Genomic DNA, 19919 nt, shown 5'->3' with positions numbered 1-19919 from the left:
GTTCATTATACACAGAATCGACTAATAAGTCAAATAAATTTTTTATTATAACAGCCTTTAAACATCTGTGTCAACGTTTTCTTTTCAACAAATTTCTCTAATACTTGTCATAGTTTTCCCGTTTTTGCAAAAATTATATGGATTTATTCAAAAAAAAAGCAGTCCAAACGTTTATTCGTTTTGACCTGCTTCCTCAATATATCGGTTAAATGGTAAACCTGACCGCATGACGCCCTTTGTTTCAATGCCTCCTAATCCTTTTTCCCGCGACAAGGTGTTTCGAAGTACATCCCAAACATTAATACGTTCTACAAAAGGAGTAAAGCTGATTTTAGAAACAATATACACAGGATCTAAAGCATGAATGTTTACTCTTGACGGTGAACTTGCAAAATTGGCCCCAGCTCTTATTAATGACTCAAAATGAGATTGGCATGCACCGGCAAAAATAATCAGCTGATCAAGCCCGGGAATTTTTTTCCGTGCCTTCCTGACCGTTTTAATAAAATCCTTCGAGTGTCGGTAAGCATTCAAATCCAATATTGTCCCTTTATGCTTCGAATAAGAATCATGTCCAGTAATGACTAGTATATCCGGCCGATATTTTTCTAAAAGCTCATCAATATGATCAGCCATTTCGTTTTCTTTTAAATGTATGCCGTGAACAGGAACACCAATTTTTTCGTATAAATTTAAGCATTTTTCCAAATAATTGGGGTCGCCATCTACATGTAATACTCTGCCTGGAATATGAAAACATTCATTTTGATATTCAAATTCGGACGAAGCGTAAAATTCTTGTTTTTCACGAGATAGATCATAATCTTGCTTCAGGAGATAAAGCGTATTTTCTATTTTTTCCCTTTCTTGTTTTTCACGTATTTTTTGTTCTTCTTTATTCATGATGACTAAGTCGTCATAAGGGGCATCAGCAATTAAACGGACGTCCTGTCCTGAAATAAGGGCAATCAGACGGCCAGTATGATCCTTTTTTATTTCTAAAATCCGAAAAAGCAAATCGCACTGATAAGACTTTCTGGCCACTATCATCCCCGGCTTTATTAGCATAATGTTCACTCCGAACGGGAATAGTTTTCTTTTCTTCTTTAACGTATGTCTTGCTTTTCAAAATGGTGATTTACCCTATTTAAATATTTCGTAAAGTCTGTCGCTCAATAAAGCAAATTCTTCAATGGTCAATGATTCCCCCCTGCGCTTTCCATCGATTCCTGCTGATGTCAAACATTCTTCAATTATGTTTTTATTCGCCTTCCCATTGGGTAAGTTGTTGAGTAAATTGTTCAATAACGTTTTTCTTCTTTGAGCAAAACTTGCTTTTACTACTTGAAAGAAAAATGCTTCATTTTTGACATGAATAAGCGGTTCTGGACGCAAATCGAGGCGAATGACAGACGAATCCACGTTTGGCTGAGGGATGAATACTGTCTTCGGCACCGACATAACCGTTTTCGCTTCAGTGTAATATTGGACGGCAATGGATAATGAGCCGTAATCTTTTGTTGACGGTTTGGCTGTCATTCGTTCTGCCACCTCTTTTTGAAGCATGACGACGATCGCTTTTAGTGGCAAACGGTTTTCCAAAAGCTTCATAATGATCGGCGTGGTGATATAGTATGGCAAATTGGCGACTACCATGACTTCACGGCAATTGTTCAATTTTTTTTCAATGATTTCGTGGAGATTTGTCTTTAATACATCTTGATAAATGATTTCGATATTTGAATATGGAGCTAAATTTTCTTCAAGAATCGGAAGCAGTCTGCCATCGACTTCAAAGGCAACAACTTTCTTAGCATTTTTTGCTAATTGTTCTGTTAATGCGCCGATCCCTGGGCCTATTTCGATGACTCCTGTTTCTTCTGTTACACCTGCACGCTCAATCATTCGATGCAATATGTTCGGTTCCACAATAAAGTTTTGCCCTAGGCTTTTTTTAAAAGAAAAGCTGTATTTTTCAAGAATTTGTTTCGTTCGGCTTAACGTTGCTATTTCTTTTTCCATATGCCTCTTCCTCCTTTAAGATCGCCTCAATTGCCTCCAAAAACGCTTCTTTCGTAATATGAAACATTGCCAAGCGTTTCATTAGCTGTTTTCCGTTAGCATAGCCGATTTTTAGCCGCTCTCCAAGCTTTTCCCTCCGCTTTTTTGCCGTTGGACCGCCAATTAAACCATAAAAAATCAAATCTAACATGGAAATGCTGCTTTTCCATTCGTTCATTTCCTCTCTCACCGAACGCAGCGCTTTCCGAATAGATTCTGCGCTGGCATGTTCAACGCCAATTCCTCTCCCGTTTTTTGCTCTGGCTTCATTGCGTGGCAAAAAGGCATGTTTGCATCCAGGAACATGTTCAGCTATTGTTTTGCGAATTTTTTCTCCCGGAGCGTCAGGATCCGTAAAAATAATAACTCCCCGCGTGTTTTGGGCAAGGCGTATTTGTTCAATAATCGATTGATTAATGGCAGAGCCGTTCGTTTCAATCGTATCGGCGTCCACTGCTCTTTTTATTGCCAGCGTATCATCTTTACCTTCAACGATAATAATTTCTTTTATTTTTTTTTTCATTTTTTCCTCCAAAACTTGAAACCTTTTTGTAATATTTGTCGTCAAATTGTATAAAAGGCTACTGATTTTCAATTATAACGTAAAAAAACAGAGGGTCGAAACCCTCTGTCAAAACAGCACTCGATAAAGTTAACGTAAAACCCTTATTTTGACCTTTTTTCGACCCCATTGATATGCTTGAGACTTATTTGGGAAAAATACGTCAATTTTATTTCCGGAAATTGCTGAACCAGTATCGGCGGCAACTGCATATCCGTATCCTTCAACATACACCTTTGATCCGAGCGGAATGACAGACGGATCAACTGCGATTACCTTTGCATTTGGATTTGAGCGCAAATTGTACCCCGTTGCTGTTGTGCCTGAACAGCCATTGCAGGATGCTGTATATGCAGTAGCCGTCACATAAAATTCTTTAGACTTGCTGCCAGTTCCTCTTGAAGCTAGTGCAGGCTGCGAAGAAGCTTTTGTCCCGACAACAACAATTTTATCTTTGCTTTCCTTCGTTGTTACAGTTTTTATAAGCTTACGGGAAATTTCTTTTCCATTTTCCAAAATGACTTCAAACTGTTTTTGGCGTGTTCCTTTTTCGCCTTCTTGAATCACTTTTTTCGTTCCTTCAGCTAAATTTTTATCTGTACGTTGAACGATTTTAAATACAATTGGTTCTTCCACTACATCGGTGACTTTTTCTACTCTGGTAATTTCTACATTTGTGTTTTTATTTAACACTGTTGTTAGCCCAGGCTTTACTTTATCCATTGGGTTCAATTTTACGTTATGTTCCTTTAAAAAGTCAGCGACAGTAGTCGAAGTAGACCAAATCTGTTGGTTTTTCCCACCAATATTTAAAGTGATAAGATGCGCTTTATTCACCTTTAGTTCCATGTTTTTTTCAATTTTTGCATCTAATGCTGGTAGAACTTCATCTTTTTCGGTAATGGAAATTTTTTGCTGCCTTAAAACATCTTCTACCGTATCAGCAGTTGTGAAAATCTTCCTTCGCTCATTGTCTACAATCAGCTGGACAGGTTTGGCATATTTTATCACTATATTCATGTTGTCTTGAATGTCCCGATGTTTCGCATGAGAAATATAATCATTAGCTTGTAATTTTATATCTAATTCTTTCAAAAGATCACTGACTTGGTCTGCATGGGTCCTTACTTCCTCTGTTTTCCCATCAATAGTGACTCTAACAGTATCTTTTGTTCCTTCATATCCCCCATACGTTGCTCCTGTGCCAATTAAACATACACCGACTGCAGAAAGGACATACTTTTTTCTCTTGGAAAGGTTGGATACCATATTTTTCATGTTTTCAATCACGAAAACGCCTCCTTCTCCTCCGTGAGATTATATAGAGTATTTTTAAACCTGTCAACCCTCCTGCACTTTTCTCGTTTTTTGTAACTATTATCTTGAAGTTTGAACAAAAAGTGAAGAAAGACTTCTCGACACGTTTATCCTATGAGGAAAAGAAGACGTGTAGAACTTTTTTGAATCATTCTTTTTTCAGACAAGCTTGAACAAGCTTCGACAGAAATCTTTATCATGAAATGCCGAATAATTTTTTTCCATTTCTGGTTGTAATTTTTGCTATTTCTTCAAAGGTGAGTCCTTTCAGCTCTGCAATTTTTTCTGCGATATATTTGACATAGCTTGGTTCATTCCGTTTGCCACGGAATGGATGAGGGGTTAAATAAGGACAATCGGTTTCAATTAATAATCGGTCCAATGGAATTTCCGCAGCTACTTCTTTTGGTTTTTTTGCATTTTTAAATGTAACAGGACCGCCGAACGAAATATAGAAATTCATGTCCATACATTGCTTGGCAACCTCTAAGCTTCCGGAAAAGCAATGCATGACTCCGCCTACTTCCTTCGCATTTTCCTCTTTTAATATTTGAACAATGTCTGCAGTTGCTTCTCTGTTATGAATAATGATCGGCAGCTGTACTTCCTTTGCTAATGCAATTTGCTTGCGAAACACTTCTTTTTGCACATCCTTAGGTGATTTATCCCAATGATAATCCAGGCCCATTTCACCTAGTGCGACAACTTTCGGATGGCTGGAAAGCTCTCTTAACCAATCTAAATCGTGATCCGTCATATCAATGGCATCAACCGGATGCCAGCCGACAGCTGCATATATAAAGTCATACCTTTCAGAAAGCTCTATAGCCTTTGGAATTGTTTCGCGGTCAAAGCCGACAACAACGATAGTTTCCACTTTTTCTTGAAGTGCCCGGTCAATTACTTCGTTTAAATCCTCCTCAAATTGCACCGCATTTAAATGTGCATGAGTATCAAACAGCATATTTTGACATCCTTTCCAATCATTTTTTCCCTTTTTCGATAAAAGGGAAAGAGGTGTTCCACGTGAAACACCCCAAAAAAACAATCTTCGACAAATTTATTTGATTTTCGTTCCATTCGGTAAATCTGAATCGACGGTAGCAAGCGACAAGGTTCCGTTTTCTTCCCCTGCCAAAATCATTCCTTGCGACAATTCTCCACGCAATTTTACCGGTTTTAAATTTATTGCACAAATAACTTTTTTGCCGATTAATTGTTCAGGCTGATAATATTTAGCAATTCCAGAAACAACTTGGCGTTTTTCAGATCCTAAATCCAACTGAAGTTTTAACAGCTTGTCTGCTTTTTCTACTCTCTCCGCTTGAATAACCTCCGCCACGCGTAAATCCACTTTCATAAAATCATCAATTGTAATTTCATTCTCATCATCTGCTGTTTCTTTTTTAGCCTCAGGTGCCGATCCTTTCATCTGCTCTTTTATATAGTTCACTTCCTGTTCGATATCTAAACGCGGAAACAGCGGCTCTCTTTTTTGCACCCGAACCTCTTCCAGCTGTCCAAACTTATGAATGGATTCCCAATTTTTCAAATGATCGTCCTCTACACCTATTTGCGCAAAAATTTTATCCGGTGTTTTTGTTAAAAATGGTTTTAATAAAACGGCTATATGTCGAAGCGACTCAGCCAAATGATACATGACGGATGCAAGCTGATTTCTTTTTGACTCGTCTTTTGCCAGTACCCAAGGCTCCGTCTCATCAATGTATTTATTTGTCCGGCCAATAAATTGCCATAGGGCTGTCAGCGCAACGGAAAACTCCATTTTATCCATGGCTTCTTCGTACTTTTTAACTGTTTCGGTTCTGAATGAGCGAAGAGCCTCATCGTAAGGGGTTTCATCCGCTTGTTCTTTTTTTACAATGCCGTCAAAATATTTATCGATCATGGCCACCGTTCGGTTTAGTAAGTTTCCTAAGTCATTAGCTAAATCATAGTTAATGCGCTCCACAAAGCCTTCAGGAGTAAATACTCCGTCCGCTCCAAACGGAACTTCACGCAGCAAATAATAGCGCAAAGCATCAAGCCCATAACGGTCAATCAATGTAACTGGATCCACAACATTTCCTTTTGATTTAGACATTTTTCCGTCCTTCATTAACAGCCATCCATGTCCAAACACTTTTTTAGGAAGAGGCAGATCAAGCGCCATGAGCATAATCGGCCAGTATATCGTGTGAAAGCGGACAATCTCTTTCCCTACTAAATGAACATCTGCAGGCCAATATTTTTTAAATTTTTCTTCATTCTCGGTTCCGTAGCCGAGCGCCGTAATATAGTTTGTCAATGCGTCAATCCAAACATAAATAACATGTTTTGGATTACCAGGAACTTTAATGCCCCAGTCAAAAGTCGTCCGGGATACCGCCAAATCTTCCAGCCCAGGCTTTATAAAGTTATTGATCATTTCGTTTTTTCTTGATTCCGGCTGAATAAACTCTGGATTTTCTTCATAAAATTGCAGAAGCCTGTCGACATATTTGCTCATTTTAAAGAAATAAGACTCTTCTTTTACCTTCTCAACAGGGCGGCCGCAATCAGGGCAATTTCCGTCCACTAGCTGTCTTTCTGTAAAAAACGATTCACAAGGCGTACAGTACCATCCTTCATACTCATCTAAATAAATATCTCCCTGCTTTACTAGACGGTCGAAAATTTTTTCTACTACCTTCTTATGTCGCTCTTCAGTCGTTCTTATAAAATCATCATAGGAAATATCTAATTTTTTCCATAATTCTTTAATCCCTGAAACAATATCATCAACATACTTTTTAGGAGATACTCCTTTTTCCTCCGCTTTTCGCTGGATTTTTTGCCCATGCTCGTCAGTTCCCGTTAAATACATGACATCATAACCGCGAAGGCGTTTATATCTCGACATGGCATCGCCGGCTACCGTTGTATACGCATGACCGATATGTAATTTATCGCTCGGATAGTAAATGGGCGTCGTTAAATAAAATGTTTTTTTTCTGTTTTCCACAATATTAATCCTCCTTTGCCACTACATTACAGAAAAGCTCTCGTCAGTTGGACGAGAGCGACAAAACCAAGCATTGATTACATATTCTATGATACCATCATAGCCTGTTTTATCAAGAAAATATACATAATCTTTCATCATCTTATAAGATTTGCACAGTTATTTAAATTGAACAGTATTTCGAATCAAAAGGATTGACGTTTATTGGAAAAACTGTTATTCTATTAATTGACAATCGCAAATGTCGAATAATGGCGAAAAAGGGAGTATATAGGCGATAAATCTTTATTTTACAAATGGGAGGAGACAAATTTTATGAAATCTACTGGAATTGTTCGTAAAGTTGATGAGTTGGGACGCGTAGTTATTCCGATTGAATTGCGCAGAACATTAGGAATTGCTGAAAAAGATGCTTTAGAAATTTATGTGGATGACGACCGCATCATTTTGAAAAAATATAAACCTAGCATGACTTGTCAAGTAACTGGAGAAGTTTCTGATGATAACTTCCAGCTTGCAGGCGGAAAAATTGTTCTTAGCCGCGAAGGTGCAGAGCAAATTTTAAAAGAAATCCAAACCATTTTGGAATCTTCTAAATAAAAAGTTAAAAGTCCCTACTATTCAGGGACTTTTATTTCAAATGATACTCCTGATACACTTCCCGTTTTGGCAAATTTCGATCCAATGCGGCCAATTTGATCGCTTCTTTTGATGGATAGCCTTTTTCTATATAATGTTCAACATGTTCTTTAATCGTCCATTTACTCCACCATGTTTCTTTGTTATCATCGGGAGTATTTTCTTGACTGCCTTCAATGATTAAACAAAACTCCCCTTTGATTTCATGATTTTCCGCCCAATCTAATAGTTCATCAACTGTCCCCCTCACAAACTCCTCATACATTTTTGTTAACTCTCGAGCAACAGCTATTTTCCTATTGCCAAAAAATTCATGAATATCCTTTAACGTTTCAACGAGTCGATGAGGAGATTCATAAAGGATAATGGTTTCTTTCTTATTTTTTAATTGCTCCAATTGTTTTTTCTTTTCTTTTTTCTTGTGATGTAAAAATCCAAAAAAATAAAAAGGCTGAGGCGCAATTCCTGAAGCGATCAATGCCGTTAATGCAGCATTAGCCCCCGGAAGCGGTATAACCGGATAATGATGGTCTAAAACTAGCTGAACAAGCTCACTTCCTGGATCAGAAATGGTTGGCATGCCGGCATCGCTGACAAGTGCAACTTTTTTCCCCTCTTCAATCATTTTCATGATCTGTCTTCCACTCGAATTTTTATTATGTTCATGATAGCTGATGATGTTTGTATCAATATGATAATAATGACATAATTTTTTCGTTTGTCTCGTGTCCTCCGCTGCAATAACGTCACACTCTTTTAACACACGGATTGAACGGAACGTCATATCTTCTAAATTTCCGATCGGCGTCGGCACTAAATATAGTGCGCCCTTCTCTACATCTTCCGCATAGCTTTTTTGCTGCCACATCCCTATTCACCACCATAATGTATACATTCCGCTTTAGTCACATTTTATTTACCCGTACAATATTTTTTGAACTTCATCCGTATAATTGTTTTGATCATCGTAAACGATCAATGGGGGTAGAATTTTTAAATCAGGATTCCCATCTTTTATTCCTTCTACTAATAAAGTATTTGCTTCCTTTCCAAGCTTTGGATATACAAAGCGAATTCTTTTCGGTTCCACTCGATATTTTTTCATGAGTTCGATCATTTCTAAAAATCGTCCTGGACGATGGACAAAGGCAACTTTTCCCCCCGGCCTTACCAATTGGCTGCTTACACGTATAGCATCTTCAAGAGTGCATAATATTTCATGCCTTGCAATCGCAAAATATTCGTTTTTATTTAACTCTTCTTGTCCCGGCGTTTTGAAATAAGGGGGATTGCATGTTACAACATCGAACTTCCCATACCCAAGCTGTTTCGGCATGTCCAAAATGTCGCCGTGAATGATCTTTATTTGATGTTCAAGGTGATTATATTGGACAGATCTGACAGCCATATCAAACAGCCGCTTTTGTATTTCCACTCCTGTGATCGTTCCTTTTGTTCTTGTGCTTAATAAAAGTGGAATCACCCCGTTTCCTGTACAAAGGTCAATCAAATTCCCTTTTTGGATCGGGACATACACAAATTTTGCGAGAAGAACTGCATCGAGAGAAAATGCAAAAACTGAAGGACTTTGAATGATGCGCAAATCTTCCGCTAACAAATAATCCAGCCTTTCATCATCGTGCAAATATACCATGTAAATTTCCCTTTCTTGAGATTACTTACTCGTCCTAGTCATAAGAAAAGCCTCCTGAAAAGGAAGCTGCACTTACTTTTTATTTAAAAATGAGAGGCAGAACAGGCAATCTCCATCTTTCCTTACACTGCCATAATGCAGATTACAAATATGAAATCCTTCCTGATAAAGTCTTGCCAGGTTATCATACCCTTCGCCAATATCTATATGTCCAAGCTTTTTTTCCTTCTTCTTAGCGCTTTTCAATTCTTCTTGTTTCAAATTCATTTGATCAAAAGAAGACATTCGTTTGCGCAAGTGGTCGTTTTCCAATTTTAAATGTTGGTTTTCTTCAATTAATTCTCCTATATGCTGCTTTAATTCTCCTAATTGGCGGTACAAATAACCAATTTGTTCCTCCAGCAATGTCACAGCATCAAAAATTTCTTTTTTGTTCACTGGTTTTCCACCTCTAATCTGTGAACTCCATAGAAACAGCATCGTCTTGTATTAATTCTTCCCATGTGTATTCAACGACGCGATCGCGATTGATCAGTTCGACTTGCAGCACACGTTCTAAAATATTTAGTCCGACAACCTTTCCTGTTCCATTCGGAGTTTCTATAGTATCTCCAATATCCGGAAGTTGCTCTTTTGCTGTTTCATATTCATCATTCTCATATTTTAAACAGCACATTAATCTTCCGCATAACCCCGAAATCTTTGTAGGATTCAAAGACAAATTTTGATCTTTCGCCATCTTAATCGAAACAGGCTCAAAATCCCCTAAAAATGTGGAGCAGCATAGCATTCTTCCACAGGGGCCGATTCCGCCAAGCATTTTCGCTTCGTCTCGCACCCCGATTTGTCGAAGTTCAATTCTCGTTTTAAAAATAGAGGCCAAATCTTTTACAAGCTCGCGAAAATCAATACGCCCGTCAGCAGTAAAGTAAAAAATGACTTTGTTGCGGTCAAATGTATACTCTACATCGACAAGCTTCATCTCTAAACCGTGTTCTTCTACTTTTTTTAAACAAATATCCATCGCTTCTTTTGCTGCCCTGTTGTTTTCTTGGACAATCATCCGATCCTTTTCATCAGCTTTCCGAATGACTTTCTTTAATGGAAGCACAATATCATGCTCTTCCACTTGTTTTTTGCTGACTACTACTTTTCCATATTCAATCCCTCTGATTGTTTCAACAATGACATAATCATCAAGCTGTATATCAAAACCATTTGGATCAAAATAATAAATTTTTCCCGCCTTTTTAAAGCGAACTCCTACAACATCATACAAGCTTATCCCTCCTGCAATGTTAAAACCAAATCTTCCATAAGAAGCTGCGGATTAACATTGAAATTTAACCGTTTTTTTGCATTCAAAATGGAGACGATTTGGTGTAAAACAGTTCGTTGGCCAAGCTTTAGCCCTTGCTGTTTTAACATTGGCAATATATCTAAATAAACAACGTCATCTTCATTTCCGATTTGAATTGATAATAAATCTTTATATAAAAATAGGAGAAAATCCAGTCCCATTTCCATTTGCTCTTTATCTGCAAAAAAAGGCACCCAATGATTATGAATAAAAAGCAATGCATGGTCGGGACGGGAGTCCAATACTTCATATAATTTTATCACTTTGGTTCTTGCTTCCGCAAACCAATCGTCACGGCTAAGTGAAAATGCTTCTTCAATATTATTGGTAACTTGACTGACGAGGGCAGCTATATGACTTGGAGTTCCTTTTTTCTCAAGTTCCTGCTGAATCATTTTTGGGGGAATGGGTTGGAAGGTTAATATTTGGCATCTAGAAAGAATTGTCGGCAACACTCGATGAACTTGATTTGTTATTAATATTGCCATTGTTCCTTCCGTCGGTTCCTCCAAAAATTTCAATAAACTGTTGGCCGCATTGACAGTCATCTGGTCGCATCCAGATATGATATAAAGCTTCCGGTTCGATTCAACGCCCGTTTTTGCAAATTCCTTCTGCAATGCTTCTATTTGTTCTTTTTTGATTGATAAGCCATCAGGCTCTATAAAGTGAAGATCAGGATGATTTCCGCTCTCAACTCTCTTGCAGTTTGAACATTGTCCGCACGGTTTATAATTTTTCTCCAAATGCTCGCAAAAATAACTTTTTGCAGTTAAAAAAGCAGCATCCTTTTTTCCTGTGCCCTTTTTCCCTTGAAATAAATAGGCGTGGGCCAATCTATTTTTCTTAAAAGAATTTTGTATTATTTTCAATACTTTTGGCTGAAGTTTTTCGAGTTCTTCCCATGTTTTCATTTATTGTACCACTCACTTACGTATATAAATTCACGATCAGCCCTTTTATTTCCCCTATTTTCCCTAAAATGTTTACGGCATCTTTTTCTTTATTTAAAATTTCTTCGGTCAATTCCACCAGCTTTTGGTCAATTTGGGAAACGATTTTTAAATTCCGTCTGTTCCCATAAAAATCCCAGCTCTTTGATTCTTTGACACCCATTCCGAATTCAATCGTTTCACGAATAAGCCGCTTTACTAATCTTTTAAACTTAGACAAATCATGCATATTTCTCGATTTACTTAGACGTTCTCCGGCTTCCTCCAGTTCATTTAAAAGCTGTTTCCATTGTTCTTCATGGAGCTTGGATTCATGCTTTTCAACCATTTGAGAAAATATTTTAGATCTGTTTTGTGTTCCGTTCTGTTCAATTGTTTGTTTAGGCAGTATTGTTCTTAAATCTTCATTAACTTTCATTTGCTCTCACCTTTAAAATTGATGAAATTGTTCAACTGGAAGGACAAAAACAGTTGCACCGCCAACCTCAATTTCAAGCGGATAGGGAACGTAAGAGTCGGTATTCCCGCCTATCGGTGAAACTGGAGCAACAAGCTGTTGGCGAGATTGGCAGTTCGTTTTAATGATATCGAGCGCTTTTTGCACACGAATGTCTTCTGTTCCAATAATAAAAGTAGTGTTGCCGGACTTTAAAAATCCCCCGGTGCTTGCAAGCTTTGTCACACGAAAGTTATGTTCCGTCAGGGCTTTTAATAAGCGGTTGCTATCTTGATCCTGGACAACAGCCATAATCAATTTCATACGGAAAAGCCTCCTTATTAATAAAAACGGAAAAGCAGGACATCTTGCCAGGACATTTTGCAGCGAATATCAATTTTTCTTCATTATATCAAGCTTGAGAACGATATGACTACAATGTTTCCTTCCAAAATAAGTCCAATGCACTCTCCGCTTCAAAAAAAACTTTTTCTAAAGGCTGATCTGCATTGATCACTTTTATTCTATTCGGAAACATTTCAATGATTTTCTTGTATCCTTCATAAACCTTTTGATGGAAATCCAATTTTTCCAAGTCAAGTCGATTGATTTCTCGATTTTGATTGCTAGTTATTCTTGCTAATCCTTTTTCCGGCAAAATATCAAAAAACAGCGTAAGATTGGGCATCATGCCGGTTATTGCAAATTGATTTATTTCAAGCACCTCTTGAATCCCGAGACCTCTTGCATACCCTTGATAGGCTAAAGAACTGTCAACGAATCGATCGCAAAGTACAATTTTTCCTTTATGAAGAGCGGGAATTACTTTTTCGACTAAATGCTGTCTTCTCGCGGCAGCATAAAGAAGCGCCTCGGTCCTTGCATCCATCTCTGTATGTTCTTTATGAAGAATAATTTCCCGAATTTTCTCGCTGATGACAATACCGCCTGGCTCGCGCGTCACGACAACGTCTTTTCCTTCTTTTTCTAACTTTTTTTCAAGCTTTTTAATAATTGTCGTTTTCCCCGCTCCTTCAGGTCCTTCAAACGTAATAAAAATTCCTTTCATTAAGATCACCTTTTCCTGAAAATAGAAATAAGGCCTTCTGCTAATTTCTTTCCTCCTTGAAAATTAGCACGCAGCTCCATTAACCTTTTCAACGCTTCAATTTGATTTTTTGTAATTTTTTCTCCTCTCATCAAAAGCGGTATTCCCGGCGGATAAGGAATAATCATTTCAGCAGAGATCTCTCCTATCGCTTCTTCTAATGATACAAATGTTTTTGTACTGTTTTCCATTGCCTCGTAAGAAATAGATAGCTGGCTGATTTCGTCTATTTGTACTTCCTTCTGAAGACCCCATTCCATCTTGCTTGTTTGGGTATTTTTTAATATGTCATTGACTTTCGAAAAGTGTCCAGTATCTTGAAACTCTTTAGCAAACGGAAGCACAAACAAAACATTTAGAGGATCGGCAAGCTCAGGATAAATACGTGCTTTTTCAAAAAGCTCCATTAAATCATAACCTGACATGGCATTTTGTGAACGAATTGTCAGCTTTAAAGGATCAACAGCCACAAAAGGATCCTTCGAAGACACTATATCGATATAGTCAAGCTGTTGAAAGATCTCCACATATTTATTTAAAGTTTGATTCAATTCCTCTTCCTTCGTTAACATATCCTCGACATACGCTCTTGCTAAATCAAGTGAGGCCATAATCAAATAAGACGGACTGCTTGTTTGCAGCATATGTATATAATGGCTAATTTTTTCCTCATTCACCAATTTGCTGTTTACATGCAAAAATGCTCCCATTGTCATAGCAGGCAATGTTTTATGGGCAGATTGTACGACAACATCTGCACCAACCGAAACAGCTGATTTCGGAAACGAAGAACTTGCGATCAAATGAGCCCCATGAGCTTCATCGACTAATACCGGAACACGGCGGGAATGAGCAAATTGAATAAGTTCATTTAATTTTGTATATGTTAAACCGTAATAGGTAGGGCTTGTCAAAATGATCGCTTTTACTTGAGGATATTTTTGAAAAGCTTTCTTTACCGTTTCAACTGGTACATAAGAAGGCACTTGAAAACCTTCATCGAACTTGGGAGATAAAAAAACAGGCTTTGCACCGGCCAGCTCTAATCCATGCATCACTGATTTATGACTATTTCGTTGAACGAATACGACATCCCCCTTTTGGCAATTAGCAAGAATCATTGCCAAGTTTCCGACCGTTGAACCATTCACTAAAAAATATGTTGACGATACTCCATATAATTCTGCTGCAAGCTGCTGCGCCTCTTTAATGATCCCTTCTGGCGCATATAAATCATCTAAATTAGCAATCTCAGTCAAATCCAGCTGAAGCGTTTGGCGAAAATGCGGAAACTGATTTGGATCATAAAGAATCCCGTTTTTATGACCAGGTACATGAAACGAAAGAGGATTTAACTGACAATGTTGAATTAAAGCATTATACAACGGAGTACGAATTTTTCCCATCTGCTTTCATCGCCCTTTTCTATTTGCTGCATAATTTCATTATAACAAAAAGAAAAACTTGACCATCTGTTTATAGCCAAGTTAAGAATAAATTTTGGAAGCTGCCGCTTTTTTTAATTGTTCAACAAAATATTGATATTTCCGGTCACTCGTATCAGTCTGCACCATGTCCTTTTCACAATCTGTGCAAATAAAACTTGAATATAAATGAATGCCTTTCTCTTTTTGCTTATCACAGATCACACACGTTTCCCCAATTATTTCACTCTGTTGACTGTAAGTCATTCCTTCTCCACCTCCACCTTCATTATGTCCAAAATAAATATAATCTATGCAATTTTTGGAATTTTTTATTTATTTTCATATAAAAAAAGAGCAGCATCGATCGCCGCTCTTTTTCTTTTTGCCTGGCAGCGTCCTACTCTCGCAAGGGACAAACCCTCACTACCATCGGCGCTGAAGAGCTTAACTTCCGTGTTCGGGATGGAAACGGGTGTGACCTCTTCGCCATTGCCACCAAGCAATTTTTTTCTATTCATTGTTCCATTCAGTTCGATGGACAACTATTATTATAACTTTTTGATCACAGTTGTCAACACTTTTTTGAATATCATTCTTTCAAAACTAGATAACGGTTCCTTCACGAATAGATGCTCCTACTTGGTTAAGTCCTCGATCGATTAGTATCCGTCAGCTCCACGTGTCACCACGCTTCCACCTCGGACCTATCTACCTCGTCATCTTCAAGGGATCTTACTCGCGTTTAGCGATGGGAAATCTCATCTTGAGGGGGGCTTCACGCTTAGATGCTTTCAGCGCTTATCCCTTCCGCACATAGCTACCCAGCGGTGCCCCTGGCGGGACAACTGGTACACCAGCGGTGCGTCCATCCCGGTCCTCTCGTACTAAGGACAGCTCCTCTCAAATTTCCTGCGCCCGCGACGGATAGGGACCGAACTGTCTCACGACGTTCTGAACCCAGCTCGCGTACCGCTTTAATGGGCGAACAGCCCAACCCTTGGGACCGACTACAGCCCCAGGATGCGATGAGCCGACATCGAGGTGCCAAACCTCCCCGTCGATGTGGACTCTTGGGGGAGATCAGCCTGTTATCCCCGGGGTAGCTTTTATCCGTTGAGCGATGGCCCTTCCATGCGGAACCACCGGATCACTAAGCCCGACTTTCGTCCCTGCTCGACTTGTAGGTCTCGCAGTCAAGCTCCCTTCTGCCTTTGCACTCTCCGAATGATTTCCAACCATTCTGAGGGAACCTTTGGGCGCCTCCGTTACCTTTTAGGAGGCGACCGCCCCAGTCAAACTGCCCACCTGACACTGTCTCCCGCCCCGATCAGGGGCGCGGGTTAGAATGTCAGTACAGCCAGGGTAGTATCCCACCGTCGCCTCAGCGCAAGCTGGCGCTCACGCGTCTCTGGCTCCTACCTATCCTGTACAAGCTGTACCCACATTCAATATCAGGCTGCAGTAAAGCTCCACGGGGTCTTTCCGTCCTGTCGCGGGTAACCTGCATCTTCACAGGTACTATAATTTCACCGAGTCTCTCGTTGAGACAGTGCCCAGATCGTTACGCCTTTCGTGCGGGTCGGAACTTACCCGACAAGGAATTTCGCTACCTTAGGACCGTTATAGTTACGGCCGCCGTTTACTGGGGCTTCGGTTCGCACCTTCGCTTTTCGCTAAGCGCTCCCCTTAACCTTCCAGCACCGGGCAGGCGTCAGCCCCTATACTTCACCTTACGGTTTCGCAGAGACCTGTGTTTTTGCTAAACAGTCGCCTGGGCCTTTTCACTGCGGCTCATCATGGCTTATCACCTTGATGAGCACCCCTTCTCCCGAAGTTACGGGGTCATTTTGCCGAGTTCCTTAACGAGAGTTCTCTCGCTCACCTTAGGATTCTCTCCTCGCCTACCTGTGTCGGTTTGCGGTACGGGCACCTCTCACCTCGCTAGAGGCTTTTCTTGGCAGTGTGGAATCGGGAACTTCGGTACTTCCTTTCCCTCGCCATCACAGCTCAAGCACACGGCAAGCGGATTTGCCTGCTTGCCAGCCCTAACTGCTTGGACGCGCACATCCAACCGCGCGCTTGCCCTATCCTCCTGCGTCCCCCCATTGCTCAAACGGTGAGGAGGTGGTACAGGAATATCAACCTGTTGTCCATCACCTACGCCTTTCGGCCTCGGCTTAGGTCCCGACTAACCCTGAGCGGACGAGCCTTCCTCAGGAAACCTTAGGCTTTCGGCGGAGGGGATTCTCACTCCTCTTTCGCTACTCATACCGGCATTCTCACTTCTAAGCGCTCCACCGGTCCTTCCGGTCCGGCTTCGATGCCCTTAGAACGCTCTCCTACCGCTGACACCAACGGTGTCAACCCGCAGCTTCGGTGATACGTTTAGCCCCGGTACATTTTCGGCGCAGAGCCACTCGACCAGTGAGCTATTACGCACTCTTTAAATGGTGGCTGCTTCTAAGCCAACATCCTGGTTGTCTAAGCAGCTCCACATCCTTTTCCACTTAACGTATACTTTGGGACCTTAGCTGGCGGTCTGGGCTGTTTCCCTTTTGACCACGGATCTTATCACTCGCAGTCTGACTCCCAAGGATAAGTCATTGGCATTCGGAGTTTGACTGAATTCGGTAACCCGATGGGGGCCCCTCGTCCAATCAGTGCTCTACCTCCAAGACTCTTCCCTTGAGGCTAGCCCTAAAGCTATTTCGGAGAGAACCAGCTATCTCCAAGTTCGATTGGCATTTCACCCCTACCCACACCTCATCCCCGCACTTTTCAACGTGCGTGGGTTCGGGCCTCCAGCAAGTGTTACCTTGCCTTCACCCTGGACATGGGTAGATCACCTGGTTTCGGGTCTGCGACCTCGTACTATTTCGCCCTCTTCAGACTCGCTTTCGCTGCGGCTCCGCCTTTCGGCTTAACCTTGCACGAAATCGCAACTCGCCGGTTCATTCTACAAAAGGCACGCCATCACCCGTTAATGGGCTCTGACTACTTGTAGGCACACGGTTTCAGGTTCTCTTTCACTCCCCTCCCGGGGTGCTTTTCACCTTTCCCTCACGGTACTGGTTCACTATCGGTCACTAGGGAGTATTTAGCCTTGGGAGATGGTCCTCCCTGCTTCCGACGGGATTTCACGTGTCCCGCCGTACTCAGGATCCACTCGGGAGGGAACGGAGTTTCGACTACAGGGTTGTTACCTTCTCTGACGGGCCTTTCCAGACCTCTTCGTCTACCCCGTTCCTTTGTCACTCCTTAATCGAGTGTCCTACAACCCCAAGAGGCACGCCTCTTGGTTTGGGCTGTTCCCGTTTCGCTCGCCGCTACTCAGGGAATCGCTGTTGCTTTCTCTTCCTCCGGGTACTTAGATGTTTCAGTTCCCCGGGTTGCCCTCCATACCCTATGGATTCAGGTATGGATACTGCCCCATTACGGACAGTGGGTTCCCCCATTCGGACATCTCCGGATCGACGCTTACTTACAGCTCCCCGAAGCATTTCGGTGTTTGTCCCGTCCTTCATCGGCTCCTAGTGCCAAGGCATCCACCGTGCGCCCTTTCTAACTTAACCGTTTCTTCCTAACATGAGCGATCTATTCGTGAATGTCTTTCCGTTATCCAGTTTTCAAAGAACAATCAAGAAGGATATGATCCTTCAAAACTAAACAAAACGGAAAAGCGTACCCTATTTCAATGTATATATCCTTAGAAAGGAGGTGATCCAGCCGCACCTTCCGATACGGCTACCTTGTTACGACTTCACCCCAATCATTTGTCCCACCTTCGGCGGCTGGCTCCCGTAAGGGTTACCCCACCGACTTCGGGTGTTACAAACTCTCGTGGTGTGACGGGCGGTGTGTACAAGACCCGGGAACGTATTCACCGCGGCATGCTGATCCGCGATTACTAGCGATTCCGGCTTCATGCAGGCGAGTTGCAGCCTGCAATCCGAACTGAGAGTGGTTTTTTGGGATTCGCTCCACCTCGCGGTTTCGCTGCCCTTTGTACCACCCATTGTAGCACGTGTGTAGCCCAGGTCATAAGGGGCATGATGATTTGACGTCATCCCCACCTTCCTCCGACTTTTAGCCGGCAGTCACCTTAGAGTGCCCAACTGAATGCTGGCAACTAAGGTCAAGGGTTGCGCTCGTTGCGGGACTTAACCCAACATCTCACGACACGAGCTGACGACAACCATGCACCACCTGTCACCCTGTCCCCGAAAGGGGAACGCCCTATCTCTAGGGTTGTCAGGGGATGTCAAGACCTGGTAAGGTTCTTCGCGTTGCTTCGAATTAAACCACATGCTCCACCGCTTGTGCGGGTCCCCGTCAATTCCTTTGAGTTTCAGCCTTGCGGCCGTACTCCCCAGGCGGAGTGCTTAATGCGTTTGCTGCAGCACTAAAGGGTGGATACCCTCTAACACTTAGCACTCATCGTTTACGGCGTGGACTACCAGGGTATCTAATCCTGTTCGCTCCCCACGCTTTCGCGCCTCAGCGTCAGTTACAGGCCAGAGAGCCGCCTTCGCCACTGGTGTTCCTCCACATCTCTACGCATTTCACCGCTACACGTGGAATTCCGCTCCCCTCTCCTGCACTCAAGTTCCCCAGTTTCCAATGGCCGCTCGCGGTTGAGCCGCGAGATTTCACATCAGACTTAAGGAACCGCCTGCGCGCGCTTTACGCCCAATAATTCCGGACAACGCTTGCCACCTACGTATTACCGCGGCTGCTGGCACGTAGTTAGCCGTGGCTTCCTCGTCAGGTACCGTCAAGGTACCGCCCTGTTCGAACGGTACTTGTTCTTCCCTGACAACAGAGCTTTACGATCCGAAGACCTTCTTCGCTCACGCGGCGTTGCTCCGTCAGACTTTCGTCCATTGCGGAAGATTCCCTACTGCTGCCTCCCGTAGGAGTCTGGGCCGTGTCTCAGTCCCAGTGTGGCCGGTCACCCTCTCAGGTCGGCTACGCATCGTCGCCTTGGTGAGCCGTTACCTCACCAACTAGCTAATGCGCCGCGGGCCCATCCTGCAGTGACAGCTAAAAGCCGCCTTTCAACCGAAAACCATGCGGTTTTCGGTGTTATCCGGTATTAGCTCCGGTTTCCCGAAGTTATCCCAGTCTGCAGGGCAGGTTGCCCACGTGTTACTCACCCGTCCGCCGCTAACCTAAAGGAGCAAGCTCCCTTCGGTCCGCTCGACTTGCATGTATTAGGCACGCCGCCAGCGTTCGTCCTGAGCCAGGATCAAACTCTCCAAAAAAAGTTTGTCACCAAATGCTCTTGTCAGAATCAACAGGCACGCTTTTCGTTTTGTTCAGTTTTCAAGGATCAATCAGGATTTCTATTTTATCAATCAAAAATTCATTTGTCAATGTTTTTTTATTTTGTATCTTA

General features: G+C 41.8%; 17 protein-coding genes and 3 rRNA genes. 1 reads left to right on the top strand and 19 read right to left on the bottom strand.

What is annotated here, in order from left to right; translation table 11 throughout:
* Nucleotides 1-171: 171 nt before the first annotated feature.
* The 6 genes from yabG to metG form a co-directional block, all read right to left on the bottom strand.
* Nucleotides 172-1068, bottom strand: coding sequence for a sporulation peptidase YabG (yabG, locus tag NSS70_RS00250; protein WP_063387588.1), 897 nt, complete (start codon nucleotides 1066-1068; stop codon nucleotides 172-174).
* A 75-nt stretch (nucleotides 1069-1143) separates the two neighbouring features.
* Complete coding sequence (rsmA, locus tag NSS70_RS00245; protein WP_327848306.1) at nucleotides 1144-2022, bottom strand: 16S rRNA (adenine(1518)-N(6)/adenine(1519)-N(6))-dimethyltransferase RsmA; 879 nt, start codon at nucleotides 2020-2022, stop codon at nucleotides 1144-1146.
* A complete protein-coding gene (gene rnmV / locus NSS70_RS00240; RefSeq protein ID WP_340732250.1) occupies nucleotides 1976-2584 on the bottom strand; it encodes a ribonuclease M5 in 609 nt (202 codons plus the stop codon). The genes rsmA and rnmV overlap by 47 nt, the downstream gene beginning before the upstream one ends.
* 129 nt (nucleotides 2585-2713) lie before the next feature.
* Complete coding sequence (locus tag NSS70_RS00235; RefSeq protein WP_066247264.1) at nucleotides 2714-3901, bottom strand: G5 and 3D domain-containing protein; 1188 nt, start codon at nucleotides 3899-3901, stop codon at nucleotides 2714-2716.
* A gap of 235 nt (nucleotides 3902-4136) precedes the next feature.
* Nucleotides 4137-4904, bottom strand: coding sequence for a TatD family hydrolase (locus NSS70_RS00230; protein ID WP_063387590.1), 768 nt, complete (start codon nucleotides 4902-4904; stop codon nucleotides 4137-4139).
* 96 nt (nucleotides 4905-5000) lie between these two features.
* Complete coding sequence (metG, locus tag NSS70_RS00225; protein WP_339198203.1) at nucleotides 5001-6944, bottom strand: methionine--tRNA ligase; 1944 nt, start codon at nucleotides 6942-6944, stop codon at nucleotides 5001-5003.
* Nucleotides 6945-7259: 315 nt separating this feature from the next.
* Here metG and NSS70_RS00220 point away from each other — a divergent pair, with 315 nt between their 5' ends.
* Nucleotides 7260-7544, top strand: a complete 285-nt coding sequence (locus tag NSS70_RS00220; RefSeq protein WP_063387592.1) for an AbrB/MazE/SpoVT family DNA-binding domain-containing protein — start codon at nucleotides 7260-7262, stop codon at nucleotides 7542-7544.
* A 31-nt stretch (nucleotides 7545-7575) separates the two neighbouring features.
* Here the strand turns inward: NSS70_RS00220 and rsmI are convergent, their stop codons facing one another.
* The 13 genes from rsmI to NSS70_RS00155 all read right to left on the bottom strand — a co-directional run bounded on the left by rsmI (nucleotide 7576) and on the right by NSS70_RS00155 (nucleotide 19785).
* Entirely contained in the window at nucleotides 7576-8451 is an 876-nt protein-coding gene (rsmI, locus tag NSS70_RS00215; protein WP_066247202.1) for a 16S rRNA (cytidine(1402)-2'-O)-methyltransferase, read from the bottom strand.
* Nucleotides 8452-8499: 48 nt separating this feature from the next.
* Complete coding sequence (locus NSS70_RS00210; protein WP_066247199.1) at nucleotides 8500-9237, bottom strand: tRNA1(Val) (adenine(37)-N6)-methyltransferase; 738 nt, start codon at nucleotides 9235-9237, stop codon at nucleotides 8500-8502.
* Nucleotides 9238-9309: 72 nt separating this feature from the next.
* A complete protein-coding gene (yabA, locus tag NSS70_RS00205; RefSeq protein WP_063387595.1) occupies nucleotides 9310-9675 on the bottom strand; it encodes a DNA replication initiation control protein YabA in 366 nt (121 codons plus the stop codon).
* A 13-nt stretch (nucleotides 9676-9688) separates the two neighbouring features.
* Nucleotides 9689-10516: a PSP1 domain-containing protein gene (locus tag NSS70_RS00200; RefSeq protein WP_063387596.1), complete on the bottom strand. Its 828-nt coding sequence runs from the start codon at nucleotides 10514-10516 to the stop codon at nucleotides 9689-9691.
* 2 nt (nucleotides 10517-10518) lie between these two features.
* Nucleotides 10519-11511, bottom strand: coding sequence for a DNA polymerase III subunit delta' (holB, locus tag NSS70_RS00195; RefSeq protein WP_063387597.1), 993 nt, complete (start codon nucleotides 11509-11511; stop codon nucleotides 10519-10521).
* A 16-nt stretch (nucleotides 11512-11527) separates the two neighbouring features.
* On the bottom strand, nucleotides 11528-11968 hold the full coding sequence (locus tag NSS70_RS00190) for a YaaR family protein (protein WP_063387598.1): 441 nt from the start codon (nucleotides 11966-11968) through the stop codon (nucleotides 11528-11530).
* Nucleotides 11969-11980: 12 nt separating this feature from the next.
* The gene (locus NSS70_RS00185; RefSeq protein ID WP_063387599.1) at nucleotides 11981-12310 is read right to left on the bottom strand and encodes a cyclic-di-AMP receptor; all 330 of its coding nucleotides are present in this window, start codon (nucleotides 12308-12310) and stop codon (nucleotides 11981-11983) included.
* A 109-nt stretch (nucleotides 12311-12419) separates the two neighbouring features.
* On the bottom strand, nucleotides 12420-13055 hold the full coding sequence (gene tmk / locus NSS70_RS00180; protein WP_063387600.1) for a dTMP kinase: 636 nt from the start codon (nucleotides 13053-13055) through the stop codon (nucleotides 12420-12422).
* Between the two features lie 5 nt (nucleotides 13056-13060).
* A complete protein-coding gene (locus NSS70_RS00175) occupies nucleotides 13061-14500 on the bottom strand; it encodes an aminotransferase class I/II-fold pyridoxal phosphate-dependent enzyme (protein ID WP_339210742.1) in 1440 nt (479 codons plus the stop codon).
* A gap of 81 nt (nucleotides 14501-14581) precedes the next feature.
* Nucleotides 14582-14785, bottom strand: coding sequence for a sigma factor G inhibitor Gin (locus tag NSS70_RS00170; RefSeq protein WP_063387602.1), 204 nt, complete (start codon nucleotides 14783-14785; stop codon nucleotides 14582-14584).
* Between the two features lie 120 nt (nucleotides 14786-14905).
* Nucleotides 14906-15021, bottom strand: a 5S ribosomal RNA gene (gene rrf, locus NSS70_RS00165).
* A gap of 139 nt (nucleotides 15022-15160) precedes the next feature.
* Nucleotides 15161-18093: ribosomal RNA gene (locus NSS70_RS00160) — 23S ribosomal RNA — on the bottom strand.
* 138 nt (nucleotides 18094-18231) lie between these two features.
* Nucleotides 18232-19785 (bottom strand): 16S ribosomal RNA (locus NSS70_RS00155).
* Together the 16S, 23S and 5S rRNA genes form the textbook arrangement of a ribosomal RNA operon.
* Nucleotides 19786-19919: the final 134 nt, after the last annotated feature.

Source organism: Aeribacillus sp. FSL K6-2848 (genome assembly GCF_038004325.1).
In the GTDB taxonomy this organism is placed as follows: Bacteria; Bacillota; Bacilli; order Bacillales; family Aeribacillaceae; genus Aeribacillus; species Aeribacillus composti.
Note: the sequence above shows the minus strand (reverse complement) of the source record. Positions and strands in the feature narration are given on the sequence as shown.

Coding starts and splice junctions, on each gene's coding strand:
- rsmI (WP_066247202.1), bottom strand. CDS start 8,451: ATGTGGCAGCAAAAAAGCTATGCGGAAGATGTAGAGAAGGGCGCACTA.
- NSS70_RS00190 (WP_063387598.1), bottom strand. CDS start 11,968: ATGAAAGTTAATGAAGATTTAAGAACAATACTGCCTAAACAAACAATT.
- NSS70_RS00235 (WP_066247264.1), bottom strand. CDS start 3,901: ATGAAAAATATGGTATCCAACCTTTCCAAGAGAAAAAAGTATGTCCTT.
- tmk (WP_063387600.1), bottom strand. CDS start 13,055: ATGAAAGGAATTTTTATTACGTTTGAAGGACCTGAAGGAGCGGGGAAA.
- NSS70_RS00175 (WP_339210742.1), bottom strand. CDS start 14,500: ATGGGAAAAATTCGTACTCCGTTGTATAATGCTTTAATTCAACATTGT.
- NSS70_RS00230 (WP_063387590.1), bottom strand. CDS start 4,904: ATGCTGTTTGATACTCATGCACATTTAAATGCGGTGCAATTTGAGGAG.
- NSS70_RS00170 (WP_063387602.1), bottom strand. CDS start 14,785: ATGACTTACAGTCAACAGAGTGAAATAATTGGGGAAACGTGTGTGATC.
- yabG (WP_063387588.1), bottom strand. CDS start 1,068: ATGCTAATAAAGCCGGGGATGATAGTGGCCAGAAAGTCTTATCAGTGC.
- NSS70_RS00210 (WP_066247199.1), bottom strand. CDS start 9,237: ATGGTATATTTGCACGATGATGAAAGGCTGGATTATTTGTTAGCGGAA.
- rsmA (WP_327848306.1), bottom strand. CDS start 2,022: ATGGAAAAAGAAATAGCAACGTTAAGCCGAACGAAACAAATTCTTGAA.
- NSS70_RS00185 (WP_063387599.1), bottom strand. CDS start 12,310: ATGAAATTGATTATGGCTGTTGTCCAGGATCAAGATAGCAACCGCTTA.
- NSS70_RS00220 (WP_063387592.1), top strand. CDS start 7,260: ATGAAATCTACTGGAATTGTTCGTAAAGTTGATGAGTTGGGACGCGTA.
- holB (WP_063387597.1), bottom strand. CDS start 11,511: ATGAAAACATGGGAAGAACTCGAAAAACTTCAGCCAAAAGTATTGAAA.
- rnmV (WP_340732250.1), bottom strand. CDS start 2,584: ATGAAAAAAAAAATAAAAGAAATTATTATCGTTGAAGGTAAAGATGAT.